The following is a 20918-nucleotide window of genomic DNA, read 5'->3' on the forward strand; positions in this document are numbered from 1 at the left end:
GGGGAAGAAATTCGCCAGAGCGGGCGCTAAAAAAACAAAACCCCCGAATTTGCATTCGAGGGTTCTCGGTGTACTTCGCGGAAATTACGCTTCGATAGCGGCGCGAAGTTTTTTCATGGCGTTTTTCTCAAGCTGACGCACACGTTCAGCGGAGACGCCGTAGCGGTCGGCCAGTTCCTGCAACGTGGACTTGTTATCTTCGTCCAGCCAGCGGGCACGAATAATATCCTGGCTACGCTCGTCGAGGCCTTCCATCGCGAAGGTCAGCTTGTTCGCCGCCTGGTCTTCCCAGTTATCCTCTTCAATGCCGTCAGCAAAGTTAGAGGTTTTGTCCTGTAGATACAGAACCGGGGCCATCGGCTGGCTGTCGGACGCGTCATCGTCGGCAGACATATCAAACGTCATGTCCTGCGCGGCCATACGGGATTCCATCTCGCGGACGTCTTTGCTGGAAACGCCCAGCTCGCGCGCCACCATTTCCACTTCATCCTGATTGAACCAGCCCAGACGCTGCTTGGTTTTACGCAGGTTGAAGAACAGTTTGCGCTGCGCTTTCGTCGTGGCGACTTTCACAATACGCCAGTTACGCAGGACGTATTCGTGAATTTCCGCTTTGATCCAGTGCACGGCGAAGGAGACGAGTCGCACACCCACTTCCGGGTTAAAGCGACGTACCGCCTTCATCAGGCCAATGTTACCTTCCTGAATCAGGTCCGCCTGCGGCAGGCCGTAGCCCGCATAATTACGAGCAACGTGAACAACAAAGCGCAGGTGAGACAGGATCAGCGTTTTAGCTGCTTCCAGATCGCCCTGGTAATGCAGCTTTTCAGCAAGCTCCTTTTCTTCCTCAGCCGTTAACATCGGCCAGGTGTTCGCAGCCCGGATGTAAGATTCCAGGTTACCAACAGGGGCTAAAGCTAAAGTTTGCATTTCTTTGGTCATTCATTCCTCTCAATGTTTCTTCTGGTCCAGGTTGTCCCCGTCAGGCAACAACCATGCCAAAGCGTTTGAGCAACGAGATTAGCATTCACTCTTTTATCAGACAGTGATTTTATCCACAAGTTCCAGGTGCAACAGTGAATAAATTACGCACAAAATGTGACATGAAGATGATTACAGGGGAAGAGACAACAGGGACGCTTTCCCTGCAAGCGAACATCTCGGTGCAGGGAAAGATTATATCACGCTTTTATTAGTCGGGAGTAAAGTGGCGTAAATGTTGAACCGTTGCCAGCCATGCCGCCACCCAGCCGATCATGGAGCACACCAGCAGCAACAGCAGGCACTCATCTAACCCTAAGCCACTGATATCAAACTTAGTTCCGAAAACCTGCGCCACTTCAGTCACGGCAGACGACAGCCGCATCACCAAAATTTCTGACAATATCAATGAAAGAAATGCACCAGAAAAACCTAATAACGCGCCGCCGTAAAGGAACGGGCGGAGGATGAAACCATCCGTTGCGCCAATCAGTTTCTGCACGTTGATGGTATCGCGACGGGCGAAGATGCTCAGGCGCACGCTATTACCGATGACGAGGAACACCGCCGCCACCATCAGCACGCCGATCATCGCCGACACGCGTCCTACCAGCCCGGTCAGGGCGGCAAGACGGGCAAACCAGCTGTCGTCCATGCGCACTTCATCAATCCCGTTAATGCGGGTAATGCGGTCGCGCAGGGTGTTGAGCGAATCCGTGCCCTGGAAATCGAGTTTCGGGATCACCACCGCCACCGCGGGCAGCGGGTTCTCTTCAAGCATATCCAGCGCGCCGCCGAATCCGGACCAGTTGCGGAACTCACCCAGCGCTTCATCGCGGGAAAGATAGTTCACCTTCTCCACGCCCTGCTCGGCCTGAATCTGCCCCACCACCTGAGCCGCCGCGTTATCGTCGAGGGCTTTATCCAGATAAACGGTGATCTGCGGCGACGGATAGTACTGGGACGCCGCCTGGTTTACGTTTTTGTAAACCATGTAGCAGACGCTGGGCAGCGTCAGGGAGATGGCAATCACCATCACCGTCAGGAACGTCGCCAGCGGTTTGCTTTTCAGATCCTGCAACGCGCCCTGGAAGGCGTACCGCACCTGCTCGTTAAAGACGTTGGTTTTGCGGGAGTTCGGTTTCGGTGCCGCTTTGGCACGCTTAGGCGCATTGCGATTGCCGTCCCCGCCGCCCTGAGGCTTGCGGAAACGGTCAAACCGGTTGCTGAACTGCCGAATCTGGTTCATTGCATCACGCTTATTCACCGTGGCCTCCGTGCAAATGCCCGTCGCTCAGGGTCAGCATGCGGTACGAACGGCGGGAGATCAGCCCCATGTCGTGCGTCGCCATCAGTACCGTGACCCCCACGCGGTTAAATTCCTCAAACAGACGCAGGATCCCTTCAGAGAGGGCATCGTCCAGGTTACCGGTCGGTTCATCCGCCAGCAAAACGGCAGGCTTGTTCACTACCGCGCGGGCGATACCCACGCGCTGCTGCTCACCGCCGGAGAGCTGGATCGGGAAGTTCTTCGCTTTGTCCAGCAGCCCGACCTTATCCAGCGCCGCCGAAACGCGACGGCGGATATCATCGTAACTGGCGCCAGCAATAATCAGCGGGATCGCGACGTTATCGAAAACCGTGCGATCCATCAGCAGGTGGTGATCCTGGAAAATCATGCCAATCTGACGACGCAGGAACGGCACTTCACGGTTCTTAAGACGGCTAATTTCATGGCCGCTGAACCAGATTTTCCCGGCGCTTGGCCGCTCGATCCCACAGATCAGCTTGAGCAGGGTACTTTTCCCCGCGCCGGAATGGCCGGTCAGGAATGCCATCTCGCCTGGCTGGAGGTGGAATGTCACCCCCTGTAGCGCTTGTCTCCCGCCGAGATAGGCCTTGCTGACGTGTTCAAAGCGAATCATTGTTAGTCCTCTCGGGCAAATAGTGCCTCAATAAAGTCGTCCGCTTTAAACGGACGTAAATCCTCAATACGCTCGCCCACACCGATGTAACGGATAGGAATGCCGAACTGGTCGGCCACGGAGAAGATCACCCCGCCTTTCGCGGTCCCGTCCAGCTTGGTCAGCGCGATCCCGGTCAGTCCTACCGCTTCATGGAACAGTTTCGCCTGGCTGATGGCGTTCTGTCCGGTGCTGGCGTCGATAGTCAGCATAATTTCATGCGGTGCATCTTCGTCCAGCTTCTTCATGACGCGAACGATTTTCTTCAGCTCTTCCATCAGGTGCGATTTGTTCTGCAAACGCCCTGCGGTATCCGCAATCAGCACGTCCACGTTACGCGACTTCGCCGCCTGGATGGCATCGAAAATCACGGACGCGGAATCCGCGCCGGTGTGCTGAGCAATAACCGGAATATTGTTGCGCTGGCCCCACACCTGAAGCTGTTCCACCGCTGCCGCACGGAAGGTATCGCCCGCCGCCAGCATCACCGATTTGCCCTGCTGCTCAAACTGGCGCGCCAGCTTGCCGATGGTGGTGGTTTTGCCCACGCCGTTGACGCCAACCATCAGGATAACAAACGGCATTTTGCCTTCAATATTAAGCGGTTCGTCAACTTTTGCGAGAATTTCACCCATCTCGTCTTTCAGCAGGCCGTACAGCGCCTCGGCGTCACGCAGCTGTTTGCGGCTCGCCCCTTCGGTCAGGTTGGCGATGATCTTCCGGGTGGTTTCCACGCCCACGTCCGCAATCAGCAGCTGCTCTTCCAGCTCCTCAAACAGATCGTCGTCGATCTTTTTGCCGCGGAACAGACTGATAAATCCGGAACCTAAATTTTCTTTGGTTTTGAGCAGGCTGCGCTTCAGGCGCGCGAAGAAACCTTCTTTAGTCGGTTTTTCTTGCTCCTGAACGATCTCTTCTTCGGCCTGCGCTTCCACCGGCACGACGATGACCGCTTCTTCAGCCGCTTCCGCCGCCAGCGCCTGGGCTTCCAGCTCTTCGTCGGTCAGCTCTGGCTCAAGGGCCGCTTCTTCTTCCACCGCCTCAACAATTTCAACGGTTTCCGCTTCGGCCTGCCACTCTTCGGCAGAAACCTCTTCAGCTTTCACCTCTTCCGGCAGCGGCAGCTCTTCGTGTTCGATAGTGGCCTGCGGCGCTTCGTTAAGGGTTTCAACGATAACCGGCTCTGGTTTTTCGCTCTCCTGAACCTGTTCAGTAACCTCAACCACCTCTTCGGCAAAGGATTCAATCTCTTCTTTGCTGTGGGCTGGCTCTTCCGCTTCGACAACCGCAGCGGTTTCGACAGGCGTTTCAGGCTGTGACGGCTCTTCTACAACCTGCTGTTCTTCGGTTTTCTGTTCTGTTTCTTGCTCTTTTTCACCGAAACCCAACCAGGAAAAGAAGCCACGTTTTTTTTGTTTTGCCATCTGCGACTACACTCCTCGCGGCGCTATATACAGGGAAGCTAAAAAAATGATGAAATAGTCTAACACTTTACTTAATTGACATCACCGCCCGCAATCGCAGGGCAATGGTTAACAGAGCTTTCCTGAGATGAAGAAACCCACCCGCGCCCCGGCCGGTCAAATTCGCATTATCGGCGGTCAGTGGCGAGGCCGGAAATTACCGGTGCCGGACAGCCCCGGTTTACGCCCCACCACGGACCGCGTTCGCGAGACGCTGTTTAACTGGCTCGCCCCGTCTATGGTAGACGCCAACTGCCTGGACTGCTTCGCCGGAAGCGGTGCATTGGGGCTGGAAGCGCTGTCGCGTTATGCCGCCAGCGCCACGCTGCTGGAGATGGAGCGCGGCGTCGCACAGACATTGCAGCAAAATCTGGCTACGCTGAAGGCAACCAACGCGAAAGTGGTGAATACCAACACGCTGAGCTTCCTCGCCCAACAGGGGACGCCGTTCAACGTGGTGTTTGTTGACCCGCCGTTCCGTAAAGGGCTGCTGGAAGAGACATTATCGTTGCTGGAAAAAAATGGCTGGCTGGCAGACGACGCGCTGATTTACGTTGAAAGCGAAGTGGAAAATGGCCTGCCGCCCGTTCCCGTTCACTGGGATCTGCACCGCGAGAAGGTCGCCGGCCAGGTGGCTTATCGTCTGTATCACCGTCAGGCACAAGGAGGATCCGATGCCAGTACTGATTAACGTAGGGCGCGTGCTGATGCTGGGCGTCTGGGCATTTTTGATTTTGAATCTGGTGCACCCGTTCCCGCGTCCGCTGAATATCTTTATTAACGTGGCGCTGATTTTTACCGCGTTCATGCATGCCTTGCAGATGGTGATGCTGAAAAACGGTCTGCCGAAAGATGGCCCACCGATGACCGGCTGGCAGCAGCTGCGGGTGTTTATTTTCGGCGTGTTTGAGCTGCTGGTGTGGATGAAGAAGTTTAAGGCGCTGGTGAAGAAGTAGGCCCCTCACCCTAACCCTCTCCCAAGGGGAGAGGGGACGATTACACCCTCTCCCCTTGGGAGAGGGCCGGGGTGAGGGGAAAACTACAGCTCCGGTTCAAATCCTTCAAACCGCGACCCTTTGTAACTCAGCGTGCCTTTCTCCCCCACCGTCAGCTGGTGGTACTGCTGCGCCTCCAGGCGGAAGGTCATCTCCAGCCCGCCGGTTTCCGGCTTAAAGCTCGCTTCATAGCGCATCGTTGTGCCCGCTGGCGTCACCTGCTGCTGGCGGGAGCGGCGGTCGTTAAGCGGCTTCTCACGCTTGTTCGTCACCACCACGCGCTTTTGCATCAGCGGCGCGGCGTCATTGTCGGCCTTCTCACGGCGCTGCTGCACGAAGCGAAACGAGGCGGCAATGACGATAATCGCCACCACGATAATGAAAAACAGCGGCATCTTGCTCATTGAAAAATCCCATCAGATTATGCGGAATTCAGGATACCTCGCATGCCCCGGCATTGCCAAACGCCCGCTCGCGTCACTACACTGGATCAGGAACTGATCATTCAGCCTCAACAGTTACAGGGAGTTAATATGCTTTGGTCATTTATCGCTGTCTGTTTTTCCGCATGGCTTTACGTCGATGCGTCTTACCGTGGCCCAGCCTGGCAGCGCTGGTTGTTTAAACCCGTCACGCTATTACTCCTGCTGTTGCTTGCCTGGCAGGCCCCGATGTTTAACGCCGTTAGCTATCTTGTCCTCGCGGGGCTGTGTGCTTCCCTGATTGGCGATGCCTTAACCCTGCTGCCGCGCCAGCGCCTGCTGTACGCCGTGGGGGCGTTCTTCCTGTCGCATCTGCTCTATACCATCTACTTTGCCAGCCAGATGACGCTCTCCTTCTTCTGGCCGCTGCCGCTGGTGCTGCTGGTGATTGGCGCCCTGCTGATCGCGGTGATCTGGTCGCGTCTGGAAGAGATGCGTCTCCCGGTCTGTACGTTTATCGCCATGACGCTGGTGATGGTGTGGCTGGCGGGCGAGCTGTGGTTCTTCCGTCCGACCGCTCCGGCAATGTCTGCGTTCTTCGGTGCCGCACTGTTGCTGTTGGGTAATATCGTCTGGCTGGGCAGCCACTATCGTCGCCGCTTCCGTGCGGATAATGCGATTTCCGCCGCCTGTTACTTTGCCGGACACTTCCTGATTGTGCGTTCGCTGTATATCTAAATAACGCTTGACTCTGGAGTCGACTCCAGAGTGTATGCTGCGGTTAATGAGAAAATTATCATTACCGGAGACTGCCATGTCGACTCCAGAAATACCTAAAAAAGTTCCCCAATTCTCGGCACTTAAGCTCAGCCCGGTTCCGCCAAAAGAGGACTGCTGCTGCGAGGGCGCGTGCGAAACCCGGACCGAAGCGCTGCCTGAAAACGGCAATCACTACAGCTGGGTGGTCAACGGCATGGACTGCGCGGCCTGCGCCCGCAAAGTGGAAAATGCGGTGAAGCAGGTGCCGGGTGTGAAACACGTTCAGGTGCTGTTCGCTACCGAAAAGCTGCTGGTCAGCGCCGAAAACGACGTCAGCAGACAGGTTGAAGCCGCCGTCAGCAAAGCGGGTTATACCCTGCGCAGCGAAACGGCGCTCGCAGAAAAAACGTCCCCGCTAAAAGAAAATCTGCCGCTCATTACCCTCATCATCATGATGGCCCTGAGCTGGGGGCTGGAGCAAATCAACCACCCGTTCGGCAACCTGGCGTTTATCGCCACCACGCTGGTTGGCCTGTTCCCTATTGCGCGTCAGGCGCTGCGTCTGATGAGAAGCGGCAGCTGGTTTGCCATCGAAACGCTGATGAGCGTGGCGGCTATCGGGGCGCTGTTTATTGGCGCGACGGCCGAAGCGGCGATGGTGCTGCTGCTGTTCTTAATTGGCGAACGCCTTGAGGGCTGGGCGGCGAGCCGGGCGCGTAAAGGGGTGAGCGCGCTGATGGCGCTGAAGCCGGAAACCGCCACGCGGGTTATTCGTGGTCAGCGTGAAACGGTCGCCATCAATACCCTGCGCCCGGGCGACGTGATTGAAGTGCCCGCAGGCGGACGTCTGCCAGCCGATGGGGCCCTCATTACCGCCACCGCGAGCTTTGACGAAAGCGCCCTGACCGGGGAATCCATCCCGGTAGCGCGCGCGGCAGGTGAAAAGGTGCCTGCGGGCGCCACCAGCGTCGACCGACTGGTGCTGCTGACGGTCCTTTCCGAACCGGGCGACAGCGCCATCGACCGCATCCTCAGGCTGATAGAAGAAGCCGAGGAGCGCCGCGCGCCAGTAGAACGCTTTATCGATCGCTTCAGCCGGATTTACACCCCCGCCATCATGCTGGTGGCGCTGCTGGTCACCGTCGTCCCGCCGCTGTTCTTCGGCGCGCCGTGGGAGGGCTGGATTTACAAAGGGCTGACGCTGCTGCTGATCGGCTGTCCGTGTGCGCTGGTGATCTCCACCCCGGCGGCGATTACCTCAGGGCTGGCGGCGGCGGCACGTCGCGGGGCGCTGATTAAGGGCGGCGCGGCGCTGGAACAGCTGAGCCAGGTTCAGCACATCGCCTTCGATAAAACCGGCACGCTGACCGTCGGCAAGCCGCAGGTGACCGGCGTGTATCCGCAGGACATCAGTGAAGACGCCCTGCTGACGCTGGCCGCTGCCGTGGAGCAGGGCTCCACCCACCCTCTGGCGCAGGCGATTGTGCGTGAAGCGAAGGGGCGCGGGCTGACCATCCCTCCGGCAACCGCCCAGCGAGCGCTGGTCGGGTCAGGGATTGAGGCTGTGGTCGAAGGCAAAAAAGTGCTGATCGCCGCGGCAGGCGCGTTCCCGAATCCACAGGTTGAGGCATTAGAGCAGGCCGGGCAGACGGTCGTTGCCGTGATGCAGGGCGGTGTACCGATGGGCATGCTGGCGCTGCGCGACACCCTGCGTGACGATGCGAAAGACGCCGTCGACGCGCTGCACAAGCTGGGGGTACAGGGCGTGATCCTGACCGGTGATAACCCGCGCGCGGCGGCGGCGATTGCCGGCGAGCTGGGGCTGGAGTTTAAGGCCGGATTGTTGCCTGTGGATAAAGTCAGCGCGGTAACCGAGCTGAACGGTCATGCCCCGCTGGCGATGGTCGGGGACGGGATAAACGATGCCCCGGCAATGAAGGCTTCCACCATCGGCATTGCGATGGGCAGCGGCACCGACGTGGCGCTGGAGACCGCCGACGCGGCGCTGACGCACAACCGCCTGACCGGGCTGGCGCAGATGATAGATCTTGCGCGGGCGACGCGGGCCAATATTCGGCAGAACATCGGCATTGCGCTGGGTCTGAAGGGGATTTTCCTGGTCACCACGCTGCTCGGCATGACCGGACTGTGGCTGGCGGTACTGGCGGATACGGGGGCGACGGTGCTGGTGACGGCGAACGCGTTGCGGCTGTTGCGCCGTCGGTAAAAATGCCCGGTGGCGGCTACGCCTTACCGGGCCTACAACATCTCCGAACCGTAACCGTAGGCCGGGTAAGGCGTAGCCGCCACCCGGCATAAAACGGCGTCACTGCATCCCTAGCACCCCCGGCAACCACAATGATATCGCCGGGATGTACGTCACCATCCCCAGCACCACCAGCAACATACCGTAAAACGGCAGCATCGCCCGCACCACGTGCTCGATCTTCTGCTTACTCACCGCGCTCGCCACGAACAGCACCGACCCGACCGGCGGCGTGATCAGCCCAATCCCCAGGTTCACCATCATGATCATCCCGAAATGCACCGGATCGATCCCCAGCGAGTTGGTCACCGGCAGCAGCACCGGGGTCAGGATCAGGATGATCGGCGCCATGTCCATCAGCGTGCCAATCAGCAGCAGCATGATGTTGAGGTACATCAGGATCACGTATTTGTTATCGGACAGCGACGTGAAGAATTCGGTGATGCGCATCGGCAGCTGCATGTAGGTCATTACCGCGCCAAACGCCGCGGCAAAGCCAATCAAAATCATCACGATGGTGACGGTTTTCACCGTGCGACACATTAGCTTCGGCAGTTCATTCCACTTGTAATCGCGGTAAATGAACATGGTGACGAAGAACGCCCACAGGCAGGCCACGGCGGCAGATTCGGTCGCCGTGAATATCCCGGACAAGATCCCGCCGAGGATAATCACCACCGTCATCAGCCCCCACAGAGCATCGAGCATGATTTTCAGCGCCTGCCTGAACGGGATTTTGTCCCCCTTCGGATAGCCGCGCTTGCGGGCGAAGCACAGGCAGAGCACCATCAGGCTCACGCCCAGCAGCAGGCCCGGCAGCACGCCCGCGATAAACAGCGTGGCGATGGAAACCGTTCCCCCTGCCGCCAGGGAGTAAATCACCGAGTTGTGGCTGGGCGGGATCAGGATCGCCTGCACCGACCCGCTGGCCGTCACCGCCGCCGCGTATTCGCGCGGATAGCCCTTCTTCTCCATCTCCGGGATCATCACGCTGCCGATAGACGCCGTATCCGCCACCGACGAGCCGGAAATCGCGCCGAAGAACGTTGATGCCACGATGTTCACCAGCGACAGCCCGCCGCGAATAAAGCCGACAAAAACGTACGCGAAGTTGACCAGCCGTCGGGCAATGCCCCCTTCCGCCATGATCGCCCCGGCAAGAATGAAGAACGGGATCGCCAGCAGGGTAAATTTATTCACCCCGCTGGTGATCTGGATCATCAGCGCCTCCAGCGGCAGGTCAATCCACAGCGCGCCCGCCACGGCGCTTAAGCCGACGGCGAAGGCCACCGGCATCCCCAGCGCCAGCAAAATGGCGAGGGTGAATAACAAAACAAACGCATCCATTGTTCACCCCTTAACTGTGATTGCCGATCAGCACGACCGGACGGTTTTCCTGCGAGCCAAACAGCAGGCGTTCAAGCACAAACAGGATCAAAATGGCCGATCCGACAGGTAGCGGCAGATAGCTTTCGCCGGAGGTCAGAAGCGGAAACTCCGCCACCGGCTGCTCCCACAGCTCGACGCACAGCCAGTAGCTGTACCAGCACATCAGGCCTGAAATCATCAGCATCAGCAGATCCACCATCCGCGCGCACACTCTTTGCAGCGACGCGGGCAGGCGGTCGGTGAGCATGTTGACCGCAATATGCGACCCGGCGCGGTAGCTCACCGCCGCGCCGATAAAGGTAAACGTCACCATGCAGATAATGGCGATCGGCTCCGGCCAGGATTCGCCGCGATTAAGCACGTAGCGTGAAAAAATGCCGATGGGGATGACAATCGTCATCACCAACAGCGAAATACCCGCCACCGCCATGGCGAACAGATACAGACGGTCCATCCACTTCAGGTAGAGTTCGGACATACGTACTCCGGTTTACTGGACGTCAGCGATGGCTTTCATCAGATCCTGATGCTTATCGCCATACTGCGCGCGCACCGGCTCTGTCGCCTTGATAAACACCGTTTTATCGATGTCGTGGAACTGCACCCCGCCGGCCTTCATTTTCGCCAGCGCCTGGTCGTTATACGCATTCCACAGCTTGCGCTGCTCGAACTGCGCTTCGCGGGCCAGCGCCAGGATCTTTTGCTGTTCGTCAGCGCTGAGCTTGTCCCATTTCACTTTGGAATAGAGCAGCATTTCCGGGGTGATGAAGTGGCCGCTCAGCGTGTAGTTTTTGGCGACCGGCATATAGTTGTGGGCGATAAAGGTTGGCGGGTTGTTCTCCGCGCCGTCGATCACCCCGGTCTGCATGCCGCTGTAAACCTCGCTGACGCCCATCGCCACCGAGTTCGCCCCCATCGCTTTCAGCGTGGCCAGCGCCACCGGGCTGCCCTGCACGCGGATTTTCTTCCCTTTCAGATCGTCCGGTTTGACGATCGGCTCTTTGGTGATCAGGTTACGGGTGCCGGAATCCATCCAGCCAAGGAAGACCAGACGCGATTTCGGGTTGGCGGTGAGTTTGTCGCCGATCTGCTTGCCGATATCCCCGTCGATCACCTTGTGCATGTGGTCTTCATCGCGGAATACGTAGGGCAGCGTAAACACTTCGATATCCGGCAGAATGGCAGCCACCGGCGCCATAGAGACGCGGATCATGTCGATCGCCCCCATCTGCGCCTGCTCAATCATCTGCTTTTCATCCCCCAGCACGCCGCCGGGGAAGACCTTAATCTCCAGCTTGCCATCGGTTTGTTGTTTGAGTTTTTCACCCATGTGCTGAACCGCCACCACGTTCGGGTAGCCTTCGGGATGCACATCGGCGGCTTTGATGGTCTGGGCAGAAACGGAGCAGGCAAAAGCAGACAGGCACAGCGCGGCCAGTAACGGCTTGAGGGTCGTTTTCATTGAGTCAACTCCAGGGTAGTGAGATAAGCGTTAAAACGATGTTTTAGTTTTTGACGCTTAAAAATTAGACTACGGCTGGAAAAGGGAGGGTGAAGCGCCTCACAAAAGCGCGAAATTTTGAAACGATGGTTCGAAATTGTGATGAGTACTTGTCGGGTGGCGGCTGCGCCTTACCCGACCTACTACACCCGTAGGCCCGTGCAAGCGAAGCGCCGCCGGGCGTCAGGCCGCACTTACCCCTTACGAATCAAATACCGGTACGGCAAGGTCTCGGTTTGCTGCGCCACCAGTTCATGTTCCATAAAGGTACAAAAGCCGGGGATATCACGGGTGGTAGCCGGGTCGTCAGCGACGATCAGCAGCGTTTCGCCGGTCTGCATGTTGCGCACGGTTTTGCGCACCATCATTACCGGCTCCGGGCAGCGGAGGCCCTGAGCATCAAGCGTGTGGTCTGGGCTGGAAAACAGGTCGGTCATTTTCTTCTCGTTCAGGTAAAAACGGCTGTAGTTTACGCCCCGCTATCGCCAATGCAAACCAGGTTAACGATTGCGTGAAAATTAGCCATTGCAAAGTGTCGTCAAAGCAGTATCATGCGGCGGCTTTATTGGGTTCCCTCACCCCAAATATTAATCAAAAAGGTACAATATGAACTCCTTTACACAATCGCAGCGCGTCAAGGCGTTGTTCTGGCTTTCGCTATTTCATCTGCTGGTGATCATCTCCAGTAACTATCTGGTACAGCTCCCCATCTCCATTTTTGGTTTCCATACCACCTGGGGCGCGTTCAGTTTCCCGTTTATTTTCCTCGCGACGGATTTAACCGTGCGTATTTTTGGCGCACCGCTGGCGCGGCGGATTATTTTTGCGGTGATGATCCCGGCACTGTTTGTCTCCTACGCCATCTCCTCGCTGTTTTACATGGGCAGCTGGCAGGGCTTCGAAGCGCTGACGCACTTCAACCTGTTCGTCGCGCGTATTGCCACCGCCAGCTTTATGGCTTATGCCCTGGGGCAGATCCTCGATGTCCACGTGTTTAACCGCCTGCGTCAAAACCATCGCTGGTGGATGGCACCAACGGCCTCCACGCTGTTCGGTAACGTGAGCGATACGCTGGCCTTCTTCTTCATCGCCTTCTGGCGCAGCCCGGACGCCTTCATGGCAGAACACTGGATGGAAATCGCTCTGGTGGACTACGCCTTTAAGGTGCTTATCAGCCTGGTTTTCTTCCTGCCGATGTACGGCGTACTGTTGAATATGCTGCTGAAAAGGCTGGCAGATAAATCTGAAATCTCCGCATTGCAGGCAGGTTAAGGGTTCGCTTTATCAGTTGTGATAAGATGAACGAATGAGCCGTTATGGCCGTTTATCGAAAGGAAGAAGTCAATGCGCAATCTGGTTAAATATGTCGGGATTGGCCTGCTGGTTGTTGGCCTTGCAGCCTGTGATAACAGCGACACCAAAACGCCTGCTCAGGGCGCGTCAGCAGAAAGCAACGCCACCGGTCAGCCGGTGAGCCTGATGGATGGCAAACTCAGTTTCTCTCTGCCTGCGGACATGACCGACCAGAGCGGTAAGCTGGGCACCCAGGCGAACAATATGCACGTCTATTCCGATGCCACCGGCCAAAAAGCGGTGATTGTGATCGTCGGTGACGATACCAGCGAAGATCTGGGCGTGCTGGCCAAACGCCTGGAAGATCAGCAGCGCAGCCGCGACCCGCAGCTTCAGGTGGTCACCAACAAGTCTGTTGAACTGAAAGGCCACACGCTGCAACAGCTGGACAGCATCATCTCTGCCAAAGGCCAGACCGCGTACTCCTCCGTGGTGCTCGGCAAGGTGGACAATAAACTGCTGACCATGCAGATCACCTTGCCGGCAGACAATCAGCAGAAAGCGCAGACCGCCGCTGAAAACATCATTAACACCCTTGTGATCCAGTAATCGTTCACCGGGATGCCGTGGCCTCCGTCGCTTGCGCCGGGGGCCATTTTTTTGCCACGACTTTCAGACTAACACGCCAGACGAAGCCCATCCGGCGCACTACAATTAACACGCCCCCCGGAAAAAGGAATTCTTATGACTGCCAGCCCGCCCGACAAAGCCGGACTTCATATTTTATTAAAACTTGCCTGCCTGGTGGTTATCCTTGCGGGTATCCACGCGGCGGCGGATATCATTGTTCAGCTTCTGCTGGCGCTGTTTTTCGCCATTGTGCTCAACCCGCTGGTGACATGGTTTTTACGCCGGGGCATCAGCCGCCCGGTCGCGATTACCATTGTGGTGATGGTGATGCTGGTTGTCCTGACGGCGCTGTTCGGCGTGCTCGCCGCCTCGCTGAGCGAATTTTCCACCATGCTGCCGCAGTACAATAAAGAGCTGACGCGCAAGCTGGTCGATCTTCAGCGCATGTTGCCGTTCGTGAATCTGCATATCTCACCGGAACGGATGCTGCGTCGGATGGATTCCGAGAAGGTGATGACCTACGCCACCACGTTGATGACCGGGCTTTCCGGGGCAATGGCCAGCATTCTGCTGCTGGTGATGACGGTGGTGTTTATGCTGTTCGAAGTGCGCCACGTGCCGTATAAACTGCGTTTTGCCCTGAACAATCCTCAGATCCACATTGCCGGCTTGCACCGTGCGCTGAAGGGCGTATCAAAATATCTGGCTCTGAAAACGCTGTTAAGCCTGTGGACCGGCGTGATCGTCTGGCTGGGGCTGGTACTGCTGGACGTGCAGTTCGCGCTGATGTGGGGCGTGCTGGCCTTTTTACTGAACTACGTACCCAATATCGGCGCGGTGCTTTCCGCCGTTCCGCCGATGATCCAGGCGTTCCTGTTTAACGGTTTTTACGAGTGCATGCTGGTAGGGGCGCTGTTCCTCGTCGTGCATATGGTGCTGGGTAACATTCTCGAGCCGCGCATGATGGGCCATCGTCTGGGCATGTCGACGATGGTGGTGTTTTTATCGTTACTGATCTGGGGATGGCTGCTGGGTCCGGTGGGCATGCTGCTCTCCGTGCCGCTTACCAGCGTCTGTAAAATCTGGATGGAAACCACGAAAGGAGGCAGTAAACTCGCCATTCTTCTGGGTCCGGGTCGGCCAAAAAGCCGTTTGCCGGGATAACCGGGTGGAAAGGGTCAAAAGTGACGTTTATTCGCCAGCGCGACGACAACATTGTACGATGTGCGCAGCAAATCGCGCTGGCGAAGAAAAAGTCACAGAAACAGGTTTATCGCGGACGCGCGTAGATGAAATTTACACTTACCCTTATCGACTGGCAGGCAAGAGCGCCAGGACTCAGCGATGCCGACGAATGGCAGGCATGGTCACGCCGGTCTGACGCCATCGATCCCGCTGCACCGCTGGCGAAACTGACCGATCTGCCGATGATGACCGCCCGCCGCCTGAATTCAGGCAGCAGGCTGGCCGTCGATCTTGGCCTGATGATGCTGCGCAAACACCGCATCGATGCCGTCGTCTACAGCAGCCGTCATGGGGAGCTGGAGCGCAATTTCCGTATTCTCCAGGCCCTGGCGGCAGAACAGCCCGTTTCCCCCACCGATTTTGCCATGTCGGTACACAACTCGGCGGTCGGCAATCTTACTATCGCCGCGCGTCAGCCTGTTGTCTCTTCGTCGGTTTCCGCCGGTATGGATACCTTCCAGCAGAGCTTGTGCGACGTGCTGAGCCTGCTGCATGCGGGCTACTCCCGCGTGTTGCTGGTGGATTTCGACGGTCTGCTGCCTGATTTTTATCACGCCGGGCTGCCGCCGCAGATGCCCGTCTGGCCCTACGCGCTGGCGCTGGTGATTGAGGCGGGAAATACGCTCAGCTGTGAAACGCACGTCAACCGCACGCCTGAAGAGCCCGCGCTGCCGCAAAGCCTCCAGTTCCTGCGCCATTACCTGCGGGACGAGCGCCAGTTTATCCTGCCGGGCGAGCGCCTGCTGTGGCAATGGACGCGCCAATGAGAGGGTTACGTTCCCGCCTCGATCGGGTATGGCGGATGCTGATGACCGGATTGTGCTTCGTCCTGTTCGGCCTCGGCGGGCTGACGCTGTCGCTGGTGTGGTTTAACCTGCTGCTGATTTTCCAGCGCGACCGCACTCAACGTCGCCGCCTGGCACGCCGCACTATTTCTGCCAGTTTTCGCCTGTTCCTCGCGGTGGTACGCGGTGCAGGGGTACTGGATTACCGTTTCAACAACCTGGACGTTCTGCGCGCCGAGCGGGGCTGTCTGGTGATTGCGAATCATCCCTCGCTGCTGGACTACGTTCTGCTGGCGTCGGTGATGAACGAAACCGACTGTCTGGTGAAAAGCGCGTTGCTGCGTAACCCGTTCGTCAGCGGCGTGATCCGCGCGGCTGACTATCTGATTAACAGCGAAGCCGACACGCTGCTTGCCGCAAGCCAGCAGCGTCTGGCCCAGGGCGATACCCTGCTTATCTTCCCTGAAGGCACCCGCACCCGGGTGGGGGAAGCCATGACCCTGCAACGTGGGGCGGCGAATATCGCCGTTCGCTGCAACAGCGCCGTGCGCGTGGTGGTGATCCACTGTAGCGAACGGATGCTTGATAAACAGAGCAGCTGGTATAACGTGCCCCCCAACAAACCTGTTTTCACCGTGGATGTTCGCGAACGCATCAACATTCATGATTTTTATGATGCGAGTCAGCACGAACCCGCGCTGGCAGCAAGGCAGTTAAACCGGCATATGCAGCATCAGTTAATAACCGGTCTTCAATCTTTGTCAGGAACGAAAGATGCAAGCGCTCTATCTTGAAATTAAGAATCTCATTATCTCTACGCTGAATCTGGAAGAACTTACCCCAGAGGATATTGATACAGACGCCGCGCTCTTTGGCGACGGCCTCGGTCTGGACTCAATCGACGCCCTTGAGCTGGGTCTGGCGGTAAAAAATCAGTACGGCGTAGTGCTTTCTGCCGAAAGTGACGAGATGCGTCAGCACTTCTATTCCGTTGCCACGCTCGCGGCTTTTATCCATCAACAACGCGCCTGAGAATGACCGCTATGACAGAACAACAAACGATTTATCAGGAAGTCTCTGCGCTTCTTATTACGCTGTTTGAAATCGCCCCGGAGGATATTACCCCTGAGGCACGTCTTTACGAGGATCTGGATCTCGACAGCATTGATGCCGTCGATATGGTGGTGCACCTGCAAAAGAAAACGGGCCATAAAATCAAGCCCGAAACCTTCAAAGCGGTGCGCACGGTGCAGGACGTCGTGGACGTTGTGGAACAGCTTCAGCGCGACGCGTAACGTGCGTTCGATTCCAGTTCTTCCCGCCCTGACGGGGCTGATGCTGCTGGCATGGCCGTTTTTGATCGGCTTCGGGCTGGCGAATAATAGCCTGCACGGGATACTGCCCGTGATGGCGCTGGTGCTGCTGTTGCGCGTCTGCCAGGCCCGTCGGCAGGGCGGCCCCCTGCGTTATCTGTTCGTGAGCGTGGCGCTGGCTGGCATAGCGCTTTGCGCGGCGAGCTACGTCCTGCACGCTCACCAGTGGGTGCTGTTATATCCGGTGGTGGTGAATCTGGTGATGCTGGTGGTGTTTGGCGGTTCGCTGTGGACGGCAATGCCTGTCGTTGAACGGCTGGCGCGCCTGCGTGAACCGGATCTCTCCCCCGTCGGGGTACGTTACACGCGCCGGGTTACCCAGGTCTGGTGCGGCTTTTTTATTATCAACGGGGCGATCGCGCTGTTTACCGTATTACACGCCGATATCCGTCTGTGGACGCTGTGGAATGGGATGATTGCCTATCTCCTGATGGGCACGCTGATGGCTGGCGAGTGGCTGGTGCGACAACGGGTGATGAAAAACGATGCTTAACCCTCTTCCGCTTAGCCAGTGGCTCAGTGCGCCCCGCCCTGACAACACCCCTGTCGCCTGGCAGGACGACCGCCTCTGGACGCTTGGCGATCTGCGCCACGACGTCACTCAGCTGGTCGACACGCTGCGTCGTGAAGATGGCGAACGCTGGGCGTTGTGCATCGAAAACGGTTATCTGTTTATTGTCGCGCTGCTGGCGACGCTGCATGCGGGTAAAACGCCGGTCCTCCCCGGGCACAGCCGGGCGGCGCAGCTTAACGAACAGCGGGCGCTGTTCAGCGGCGTCCTGAGCGACACCACGCTCGATTTTCAGGGGCGACAGCTGCGGGTGGCTTCCGCGCAGCGGGCAGGCCATCCCTTTTCACCGCTGCCTGCCATCGGTGAGATGCGCACGATCGAGCTTTACACCTCCGGCTCGACCGGCACGCCGCAGCGGGTAAGTAAGCCGGTGGTCAGCCTTGATCGTGAGGCTCGTCTGCTGGCGGCGCATTTTGGCGAGCGCCTGGCGGGCTGTCACGTCGTGGCTTCCGTGGTGCTGCACCACCTGTATGGCCTGACGTTTCGTGTTGTCTTACCCATGGCGCTCGGCCTGCCGCTGCATGCCAGCCTGCTCAACTATGCCGAGCAGCTCTCTGCCCTTCCCGACGATAAACGCTACCTTTTCATCAGCAGTCCGGCGTTTCTCAAGCGGCTGGACGCGTCGCTGACGCCGCCCCCCGTCAACCTGCTCGTCTCCGCCGGCGGCGCGCTGCCCTGGCAGGAGGTCGCCGCGGTTCAGCCCTGGCTCAACGTCTGGCCGGATGAAATATACGGCAGCACGGAAACGGGCGTAATGGCCTGGCGCTACCGTCAGGAGGAAAGCACGCGCTGGCAGCCTTTTCCCGGCGTGACGTTTCACGGCGATCGCGTGACGTCGCCGCTGATCCCCGAGGCGGAGGGAATCGTGCTGGATGATATCCTGCACTTCACGGCTGACGGGCAGTTCAGCCTCGTCGGGCGTCGTGGTCGGGTGGTCAAAATTGAAGATAAGCGCATTTCACTCGATGACATTGAGCACCGCCTGCTGGCGCTGGACGGCATCCGGGAGGCCGCCGCGCTGACGGTGACGCGCGGCGGGCGTCAGGGCATTGGCGTATTGCTGGTGCTGAATGAAGCGGTGCGTCAGCAACACGAACAGAGCAAAACAGCGCAGGAGCTCGCCTGGCGACGCGCCCTTCGCCCCTGGCTTGAACCGGTTGCCGTACCGCGCTACTGGCGGATCGTTGATGAAATCCCGGTCAACAGCATGAACAAGCGCGTGACTGCGCAGCTACAGGAGTTGTTTCATGAAGATCCCTGAAATCGGGCGCCTCCAGCCCGATCCACAGCATCTGGAGATAACCTTTTATCTTGATCCTGACCTGCTCTGGTTTAAGGGACATTTCGCCGTACAGCCGCTGCTGCCGGGCGTGGCGCAGCTGGACTGGGTGATGCATTACGCCGCCGCGCTGGCGTCGGGCTACCGTTTTCACAGTATTCAGAACGTGAAGTTCGCCGCCCCGCTGTTGCCGGAGAACACGGTCACGCTGCTCCTTGCCTGGCAGCCTGAACGCCAGTTGCTGACCTTTAGCTACCAGCGCCATGCGGGTAACCAGCGCCACACCGCCAGCAGCGGGAAGATTCGCTTATGTCAGTAACCTTCCGTCCCTGCGTGCTGATCCCCTGCTACAACCACGGGGCGATGATGGCTTCGGTGCTGGCGCGCCTGGCACCTTTCGATCTGCCCTGTCTGGTGGTGGACGACGGCAGCGATGAAACCACGCGCCGCACGCTTGAAGCGCTGGCGGCGGATCGTCCGCAGATGACACTGCTGCGGCTGGCCGAAAACAGCGGCAAAGGCGCGGCGGTGATGCAGGGGCTGAAAGCCTGCGCCGATCGCGGCTTCACCCACGCCGTTCAGGTGGACGCTGACGGCCAGCACGCTATCGAGGACATTCCCAAACTGCTGGCGCTGGCCGGGCGTCATCCCGATGCGCTCATTTCCGGGCAGCCCGTTTACGATGACTCAATCCCCCGTTCGCGCCTGTACGGGCGCTGGATAACGCACGTCTGGGTCTGGATTGAAACCCTCTCCCTGCAACTGAAAGACAGCATGTGCGGGTTTCGCGTTTACCCGATAGCCCCGGTTCTGCGCCTTGCAGCAACCACGCCGCTCGGCAGGCGAATGGATTTTGATACCGAAGTGATGGTGCGCCTCTACTGGCAGGGCAACACCAGCTATTTTCTGCCCACCCGCGTAACCTATCCGCCGGACGGGGTATCCCATTTCGATGCCCTGAAAGACAACGTGCGCATCTCGTTGATGCATACCCGTCTGTTTCTCGGCATGCTGCCGCGCATTCCTTCCCTGCTGATGCGTCGCCGCTCACAGCACTGGGCGCAGCAGCAGGAGGTAAAAGGATTATGAGGCATGCGCCTGATGCTGCGCGTCTGGCAGTTGCTGGGGCGTAAGGCGTTTACCGCCCTGCTGTGGCCGGTTACCGCCGTCTACTGGCTGACCGCCCGCTCTGCGCGTCAGGCGTCGCAGCAGTGGCTGGCGCGGGTTAAAACGGTGATGGCACAGCGGCAAATGCCGCCCCTCGCGCGGCTTAACAGTTTTTCCCACTTCCTGCGCTTCGGTCATGCCATGCTGAATAAAGTGGCCAGCTGGCGCGGCGAAATGAAACTCCATCGCGATCTGGTCTTTGCGCCAGGCGCGCAGGAGGCGCTGGGGCTCGACGATCCTCAGGGCAAACTGCTGCTCGCGTCGCATCTTGGCGATGTGGAAGCCTGCCGGGCGCTGGCCCAGCGCGAAGGGGCGAAAACCATCAACGCGCTGGTCTTCAGCGACAACGCCAGACGCTTTAAGCAGGTGATGGAGGAGATGGCACCGCAGGCGGGCATTCACCTGATGCCGGTCACCGACATTGGCCCGGAGACTGCCATCCTCATTAAAGAGAAGCTGGATCGCGGCGAATGGGTGGCGATCGTGGGCGATCGCATCGCCGTCACCCCGCAGCGCGGCGGTAGCTGGCGGGTGATATGGAGCGAATTTATGGGCCAGCCCGCGCCGTTCCCGCAGGGGCCATTTATCCTGGCGTCCATTTTGCGCTGCCCGGTGGTGCTGATTTTTGCCCTCTGTCAGCAGGGAAAGCTGACCCTGCACTGCGAGCCGTTTGCCGACCCGCTGCTGCTGCCGCGCGGCGAACGCCAGCAGGCGCTACAGCAGACCGTCGACCGCTATGCGCAGCGGCTGGAGCATTACGCGCTCTTGTCGCCGCTCGACTGGTTTAATTTTTTCGATTTCTGGCTGCTGCCAGAGGTCAACGAGAAGGAGTAAA

23 protein-coding genes and 1 pseudogene are annotated in these 20918 nt (G+C 58.5%); 15 read left to right on the forward strand and 9 right to left on the reverse strand.

Annotation, left to right across the window (positions count from 1 at the left end; genetic code table 11):
- Window positions 1–84 precede the first annotated feature (84 nt).
- The 4 genes from rpoH to ftsY form a co-directional block, all read right to left on the reverse strand.
- Complete coding sequence (gene rpoH, locus ACQG1Y_RS22070; RefSeq protein WP_000159624.1) at window positions 85–942, reverse strand: RNA polymerase sigma factor RpoH; 858 nt, start codon at window positions 940–942, stop codon at window positions 85–87.
- A gap of 250 nt (window positions 943–1192) precedes the next feature.
- Window positions 1193–2248: a permease-like cell division protein FtsX gene (gene ftsX / locus ACQG1Y_RS22075; protein WP_063158282.1), complete on the reverse strand. Its 1056-nt coding sequence runs from the start codon at window positions 2246–2248 to the stop codon at window positions 1193–1195.
- On the reverse strand, window positions 2241–2906 hold the full coding sequence (gene ftsE, locus ACQG1Y_RS22080; RefSeq protein ID WP_006812284.1) for a cell division ATP-binding protein FtsE: 666 nt from the start codon (window positions 2904–2906) through the stop codon (window positions 2241–2243). The genes ftsX and ftsE overlap by 8 nt, the downstream gene beginning before the upstream one ends.
- 2 nt (window positions 2907–2908) lie before the next feature.
- Window positions 2909–4369 carry a signal recognition particle-docking protein FtsY gene (gene ftsY, locus ACQG1Y_RS22085; RefSeq protein ID WP_015571476.1) on the reverse strand — a complete coding sequence of 487 codons (1461 nt, stop codon included), beginning with the start codon at window positions 4367–4369 and terminating at the stop codon, window positions 2909–2911.
- A gap of 127 nt (window positions 4370–4496) precedes the next feature.
- On the opposite strand from ftsY, the gene rsmD reads away from it, so the two are divergent.
- On the forward strand, window positions 4497–5099 hold the full coding sequence (gene rsmD / locus ACQG1Y_RS22090) for a 16S rRNA (guanine(966)-N(2))-methyltransferase (protein WP_015571477.1): 603 nt from the start codon (window positions 4497–4499) through the stop codon (window positions 5097–5099).
- Window positions 5083–5364, forward strand: a complete 282-nt coding sequence (locus ACQG1Y_RS22095; protein ID WP_033488075.1) for a DUF1145 family protein — start codon at window positions 5083–5085, stop codon at window positions 5362–5364. Before rsmD ends, ACQG1Y_RS22095 begins: the two co-directional genes overlap by 17 nt.
- Window positions 5365–5447: 83 nt before the next feature.
- On the opposite strand, the gene ACQG1Y_RS22100 is transcribed toward ACQG1Y_RS22095, so the two are convergent.
- Window positions 5448–5807, reverse strand: coding sequence for a DUF2500 domain-containing protein (locus tag ACQG1Y_RS22100; RefSeq protein ID WP_017384123.1), 360 nt, complete (start codon window positions 5805–5807; stop codon window positions 5448–5450).
- Window positions 5808–5936: 129 nt separating this feature from the next.
- Between ACQG1Y_RS22100 and ACQG1Y_RS22105 the strand changes: the two genes are divergently transcribed.
- Window positions 5937–6563 (forward strand): lysoplasmalogenase, encoded by a 627-nt coding sequence (locus ACQG1Y_RS22105; protein ID WP_003861515.1) that lies wholly within the window; start codon window positions 5937–5939, stop codon window positions 6561–6563.
- Window positions 6564–6639: 76 nt separating this feature from the next.
- Window positions 6640–8811 (forward strand): Zn(II)/Cd(II)/Pb(II) translocating P-type ATPase ZntA, encoded by a 2172-nt coding sequence (gene zntA, locus ACQG1Y_RS22110; protein ID WP_368740842.1) that lies wholly within the window; start codon window positions 6640–6642, stop codon window positions 8809–8811.
- A 99-nt stretch (window positions 8812–8910) separates the two neighbouring features.
- Here the strand turns inward: zntA and ACQG1Y_RS22115 are convergent, their stop codons facing one another.
- The 4 genes from ACQG1Y_RS22115 to tusA form a co-directional block, all read right to left on the reverse strand.
- The gene (locus ACQG1Y_RS22115) at window positions 8911–10197 is read right to left on the reverse strand and encodes a TRAP transporter large permease (RefSeq protein WP_015571481.1); all 1287 of its coding nucleotides are present in this window, start codon (window positions 10195–10197) and stop codon (window positions 8911–8913) included.
- Window positions 10198–10207: 10 nt separating this feature from the next.
- Entirely contained in the window at window positions 10208–10717 is a 510-nt protein-coding gene (locus ACQG1Y_RS22120; protein WP_023295550.1) for a TRAP transporter small permease, read from the reverse strand.
- A 12-nt stretch (window positions 10718–10729) separates the two neighbouring features.
- Window positions 10730–11701 carry a TRAP transporter substrate-binding protein gene (locus ACQG1Y_RS22125; RefSeq protein ID WP_047056087.1) on the reverse strand — a complete coding sequence of 324 codons (972 nt, stop codon included), beginning with the start codon at window positions 11699–11701 and terminating at the stop codon, window positions 10730–10732.
- Between the two features lie 233 nt (window positions 11702–11934).
- Window positions 11935–12177, reverse strand: a complete 243-nt coding sequence (gene tusA, locus ACQG1Y_RS22130; protein WP_017693840.1) for a sulfurtransferase TusA — start codon at window positions 12175–12177, stop codon at window positions 11935–11937.
- A 169-nt stretch (window positions 12178–12346) separates the two neighbouring features.
- Here tusA and ACQG1Y_RS22135 point away from each other — a divergent pair, with 169 nt between their 5' ends.
- The 11 genes and pseudogenes from ACQG1Y_RS22135 to ACQG1Y_RS22185 all read left to right on the forward strand — a co-directional run bounded on the left by ACQG1Y_RS22135 (window position 12347) and on the right by ACQG1Y_RS22185 (window position 20917).
- Window positions 12347–13012 carry a 7-cyano-7-deazaguanine/7-aminomethyl-7-deazaguanine transporter gene (locus tag ACQG1Y_RS22135; protein ID WP_003861274.1) on the forward strand — a complete coding sequence of 222 codons (666 nt, stop codon included), beginning with the start codon at window positions 12347–12349 and terminating at the stop codon, window positions 13010–13012.
- A gap of 72 nt (window positions 13013–13084) precedes the next feature.
- Window positions 13085–13642, forward strand: a complete 558-nt coding sequence (locus tag ACQG1Y_RS22140; protein WP_003861272.1) for a DcrB family lipoprotein — start codon at window positions 13085–13087, stop codon at window positions 13640–13642.
- A gap of 135 nt (window positions 13643–13777) precedes the next feature.
- On the forward strand, window positions 13778–14827 hold the full coding sequence (locus tag ACQG1Y_RS22145; protein ID WP_003861270.1) for an AI-2E family transporter: 1050 nt from the start codon (window positions 13778–13780) through the stop codon (window positions 14825–14827).
- Between the two features lie 125 nt (window positions 14828–14952).
- Window positions 14953–15675, forward strand: a complete 723-nt coding sequence (locus tag ACQG1Y_RS22150; protein WP_045614166.1) for a beta-ketoacyl synthase chain length factor — start codon at window positions 14953–14955, stop codon at window positions 15673–15675.
- Window positions 15672–16487 (forward strand): lysophospholipid acyltransferase family protein, encoded by an 816-nt coding sequence (locus ACQG1Y_RS22155; RefSeq protein WP_047736885.1) that lies wholly within the window; start codon window positions 15672–15674, stop codon window positions 16485–16487. The genes ACQG1Y_RS22150 and ACQG1Y_RS22155 overlap by 4 nt, the downstream gene beginning before the upstream one ends.
- Window positions 16468–16725: a phosphopantetheine-binding protein gene (locus ACQG1Y_RS22160; RefSeq protein WP_003861263.1), complete on the forward strand. Its 258-nt coding sequence runs from the start codon at window positions 16468–16470 to the stop codon at window positions 16723–16725. Before ACQG1Y_RS22155 ends, ACQG1Y_RS22160 begins: the two co-directional genes overlap by 20 nt.
- Window positions 16726–16736: 11 nt before the next feature.
- A complete protein-coding gene (locus ACQG1Y_RS22165) occupies window positions 16737–16988 on the forward strand; it encodes an acyl carrier protein (protein ID WP_003861262.1) in 252 nt (83 codons plus the stop codon).
- Complete coding sequence (locus ACQG1Y_RS22170; RefSeq protein WP_017693837.1) at window positions 16960–17559, forward strand: hypothetical protein; 600 nt, start codon at window positions 16960–16962, stop codon at window positions 17557–17559. Before ACQG1Y_RS22165 ends, ACQG1Y_RS22170 begins: the two co-directional genes overlap by 29 nt.
- Window positions 17552–18898 carry an AMP-binding protein gene (locus ACQG1Y_RS22175; RefSeq protein ID WP_368740869.1) on the forward strand — a complete coding sequence of 449 codons (1347 nt, stop codon included), beginning with the start codon at window positions 17552–17554 and terminating at the stop codon, window positions 18896–18898. Before ACQG1Y_RS22170 ends, ACQG1Y_RS22175 begins: the two co-directional genes overlap by 8 nt.
- Window positions 18885–19235, forward strand: a complete 351-nt coding sequence (locus ACQG1Y_RS22180) for a hydroxymyristoyl-ACP dehydratase (RefSeq protein ID WP_033488080.1) — start codon at window positions 18885–18887, stop codon at window positions 19233–19235. Before ACQG1Y_RS22175 ends, ACQG1Y_RS22180 begins: the two co-directional genes overlap by 14 nt.
- A pseudogene (locus ACQG1Y_RS22185) lies at window positions 19226–20917 on the forward strand (glycosyltransferase family 2 protein). The gene ACQG1Y_RS22180 and the pseudogene ACQG1Y_RS22185 overlap by 10 nt, the downstream one beginning before the upstream one ends.
- Window position 20918 lies beyond the last annotated feature (1 nt).

Source organism: Enterobacter cloacae complex sp. 397G4, from assembly GCF_050031515.1.
Lineage (GTDB): Bacteria > Pseudomonadota > Gammaproteobacteria > Enterobacterales > Enterobacteriaceae > Enterobacter > Enterobacter hormaechei_C.

Bases quoted from the DNA above. Each gene is read 5' to 3' on its own strand.
- ACQG1Y_RS22175 (WP_368740869.1), top strand. From the start codon at position 17,552: ATGCTTAACCCTCTTCCGCTTAGCCAGTGGCTCAGTGCGCCCCGCCCT.
- ACQG1Y_RS22160 (WP_003861263.1), top strand. From the start codon at position 16,468: ATGCAAGCGCTCTATCTTGAAATTAAGAATCTCATTATCTCTACGCTG.
- ACQG1Y_RS22150 (WP_045614166.1), top strand. From the start codon at position 14,953: ATGAAATTTACACTTACCCTTATCGACTGGCAGGCAAGAGCGCCAGGA.
- ACQG1Y_RS22120 (WP_023295550.1), bottom strand. From the start codon at position 10,717: ATGTCCGAACTCTACCTGAAGTGGATGGACCGTCTGTATCTGTTCGCC.
- ACQG1Y_RS22140 (WP_003861272.1), top strand. From the start codon at position 13,085: ATGCGCAATCTGGTTAAATATGTCGGGATTGGCCTGCTGGTTGTTGGC.
- ACQG1Y_RS22165 (WP_003861262.1), top strand. From the start codon at position 16,737: ATGACAGAACAACAAACGATTTATCAGGAAGTCTCTGCGCTTCTTATT.
- ACQG1Y_RS22135 (WP_003861274.1), top strand. From the start codon at position 12,347: ATGAACTCCTTTACACAATCGCAGCGCGTCAAGGCGTTGTTCTGGCTT.
- ACQG1Y_RS22095 (WP_033488075.1), top strand. From the start codon at position 5,083: ATGCCAGTACTGATTAACGTAGGGCGCGTGCTGATGCTGGGCGTCTGG.
- ftsY (WP_015571476.1), bottom strand. From the start codon at position 4,369: ATGGCAAAACAAAAAAAACGTGGCTTCTTTTCCTGGTTGGGTTTCGGT.
- ACQG1Y_RS22125 (WP_047056087.1), bottom strand. From the start codon at position 11,701: ATGAAAACGACCCTCAAGCCGTTACTGGCCGCGCTGTGCCTGTCTGCT.
- tusA (WP_017693840.1), bottom strand. From the start codon at position 12,177: ATGACCGACCTGTTTTCCAGCCCAGACCACACGCTTGATGCTCAGGGC.
- ACQG1Y_RS22155 (WP_047736885.1), top strand. From the start codon at position 15,672: ATGAGAGGGTTACGTTCCCGCCTCGATCGGGTATGGCGGATGCTGATG.
- ACQG1Y_RS22100 (WP_017384123.1), bottom strand. From the start codon at position 5,807: ATGAGCAAGATGCCGCTGTTTTTCATTATCGTGGTGGCGATTATCGTC.
- zntA (WP_368740842.1), top strand. From the start codon at position 6,640: ATGTCGACTCCAGAAATACCTAAAAAAGTTCCCCAATTCTCGGCACTT.
- ftsE (WP_006812284.1), bottom strand. From the start codon at position 2,906: ATGATTCGCTTTGAACACGTCAGCAAGGCCTATCTCGGCGGGAGACAA.
- rpoH (WP_000159624.1), bottom strand. From the start codon at position 942: ATGACCAAAGAAATGCAAACTTTAGCTTTAGCCCCTGTTGGTAACCTG.
- ACQG1Y_RS22145 (WP_003861270.1), top strand. From the start codon at position 13,778: ATGACTGCCAGCCCGCCCGACAAAGCCGGACTTCATATTTTATTAAAA.
- rsmD (WP_015571477.1), top strand. From the start codon at position 4,497: ATGAAGAAACCCACCCGCGCCCCGGCCGGTCAAATTCGCATTATCGGC.
- ACQG1Y_RS22180 (WP_033488080.1), top strand. From the start codon at position 18,885: ATGAAGATCCCTGAAATCGGGCGCCTCCAGCCCGATCCACAGCATCTG.
- ACQG1Y_RS22105 (WP_003861515.1), top strand. From the start codon at position 5,937: ATGCTTTGGTCATTTATCGCTGTCTGTTTTTCCGCATGGCTTTACGTC.
- ACQG1Y_RS22115 (WP_015571481.1), bottom strand. From the start codon at position 10,197: ATGGATGCGTTTGTTTTGTTATTCACCCTCGCCATTTTGCTGGCGCTG.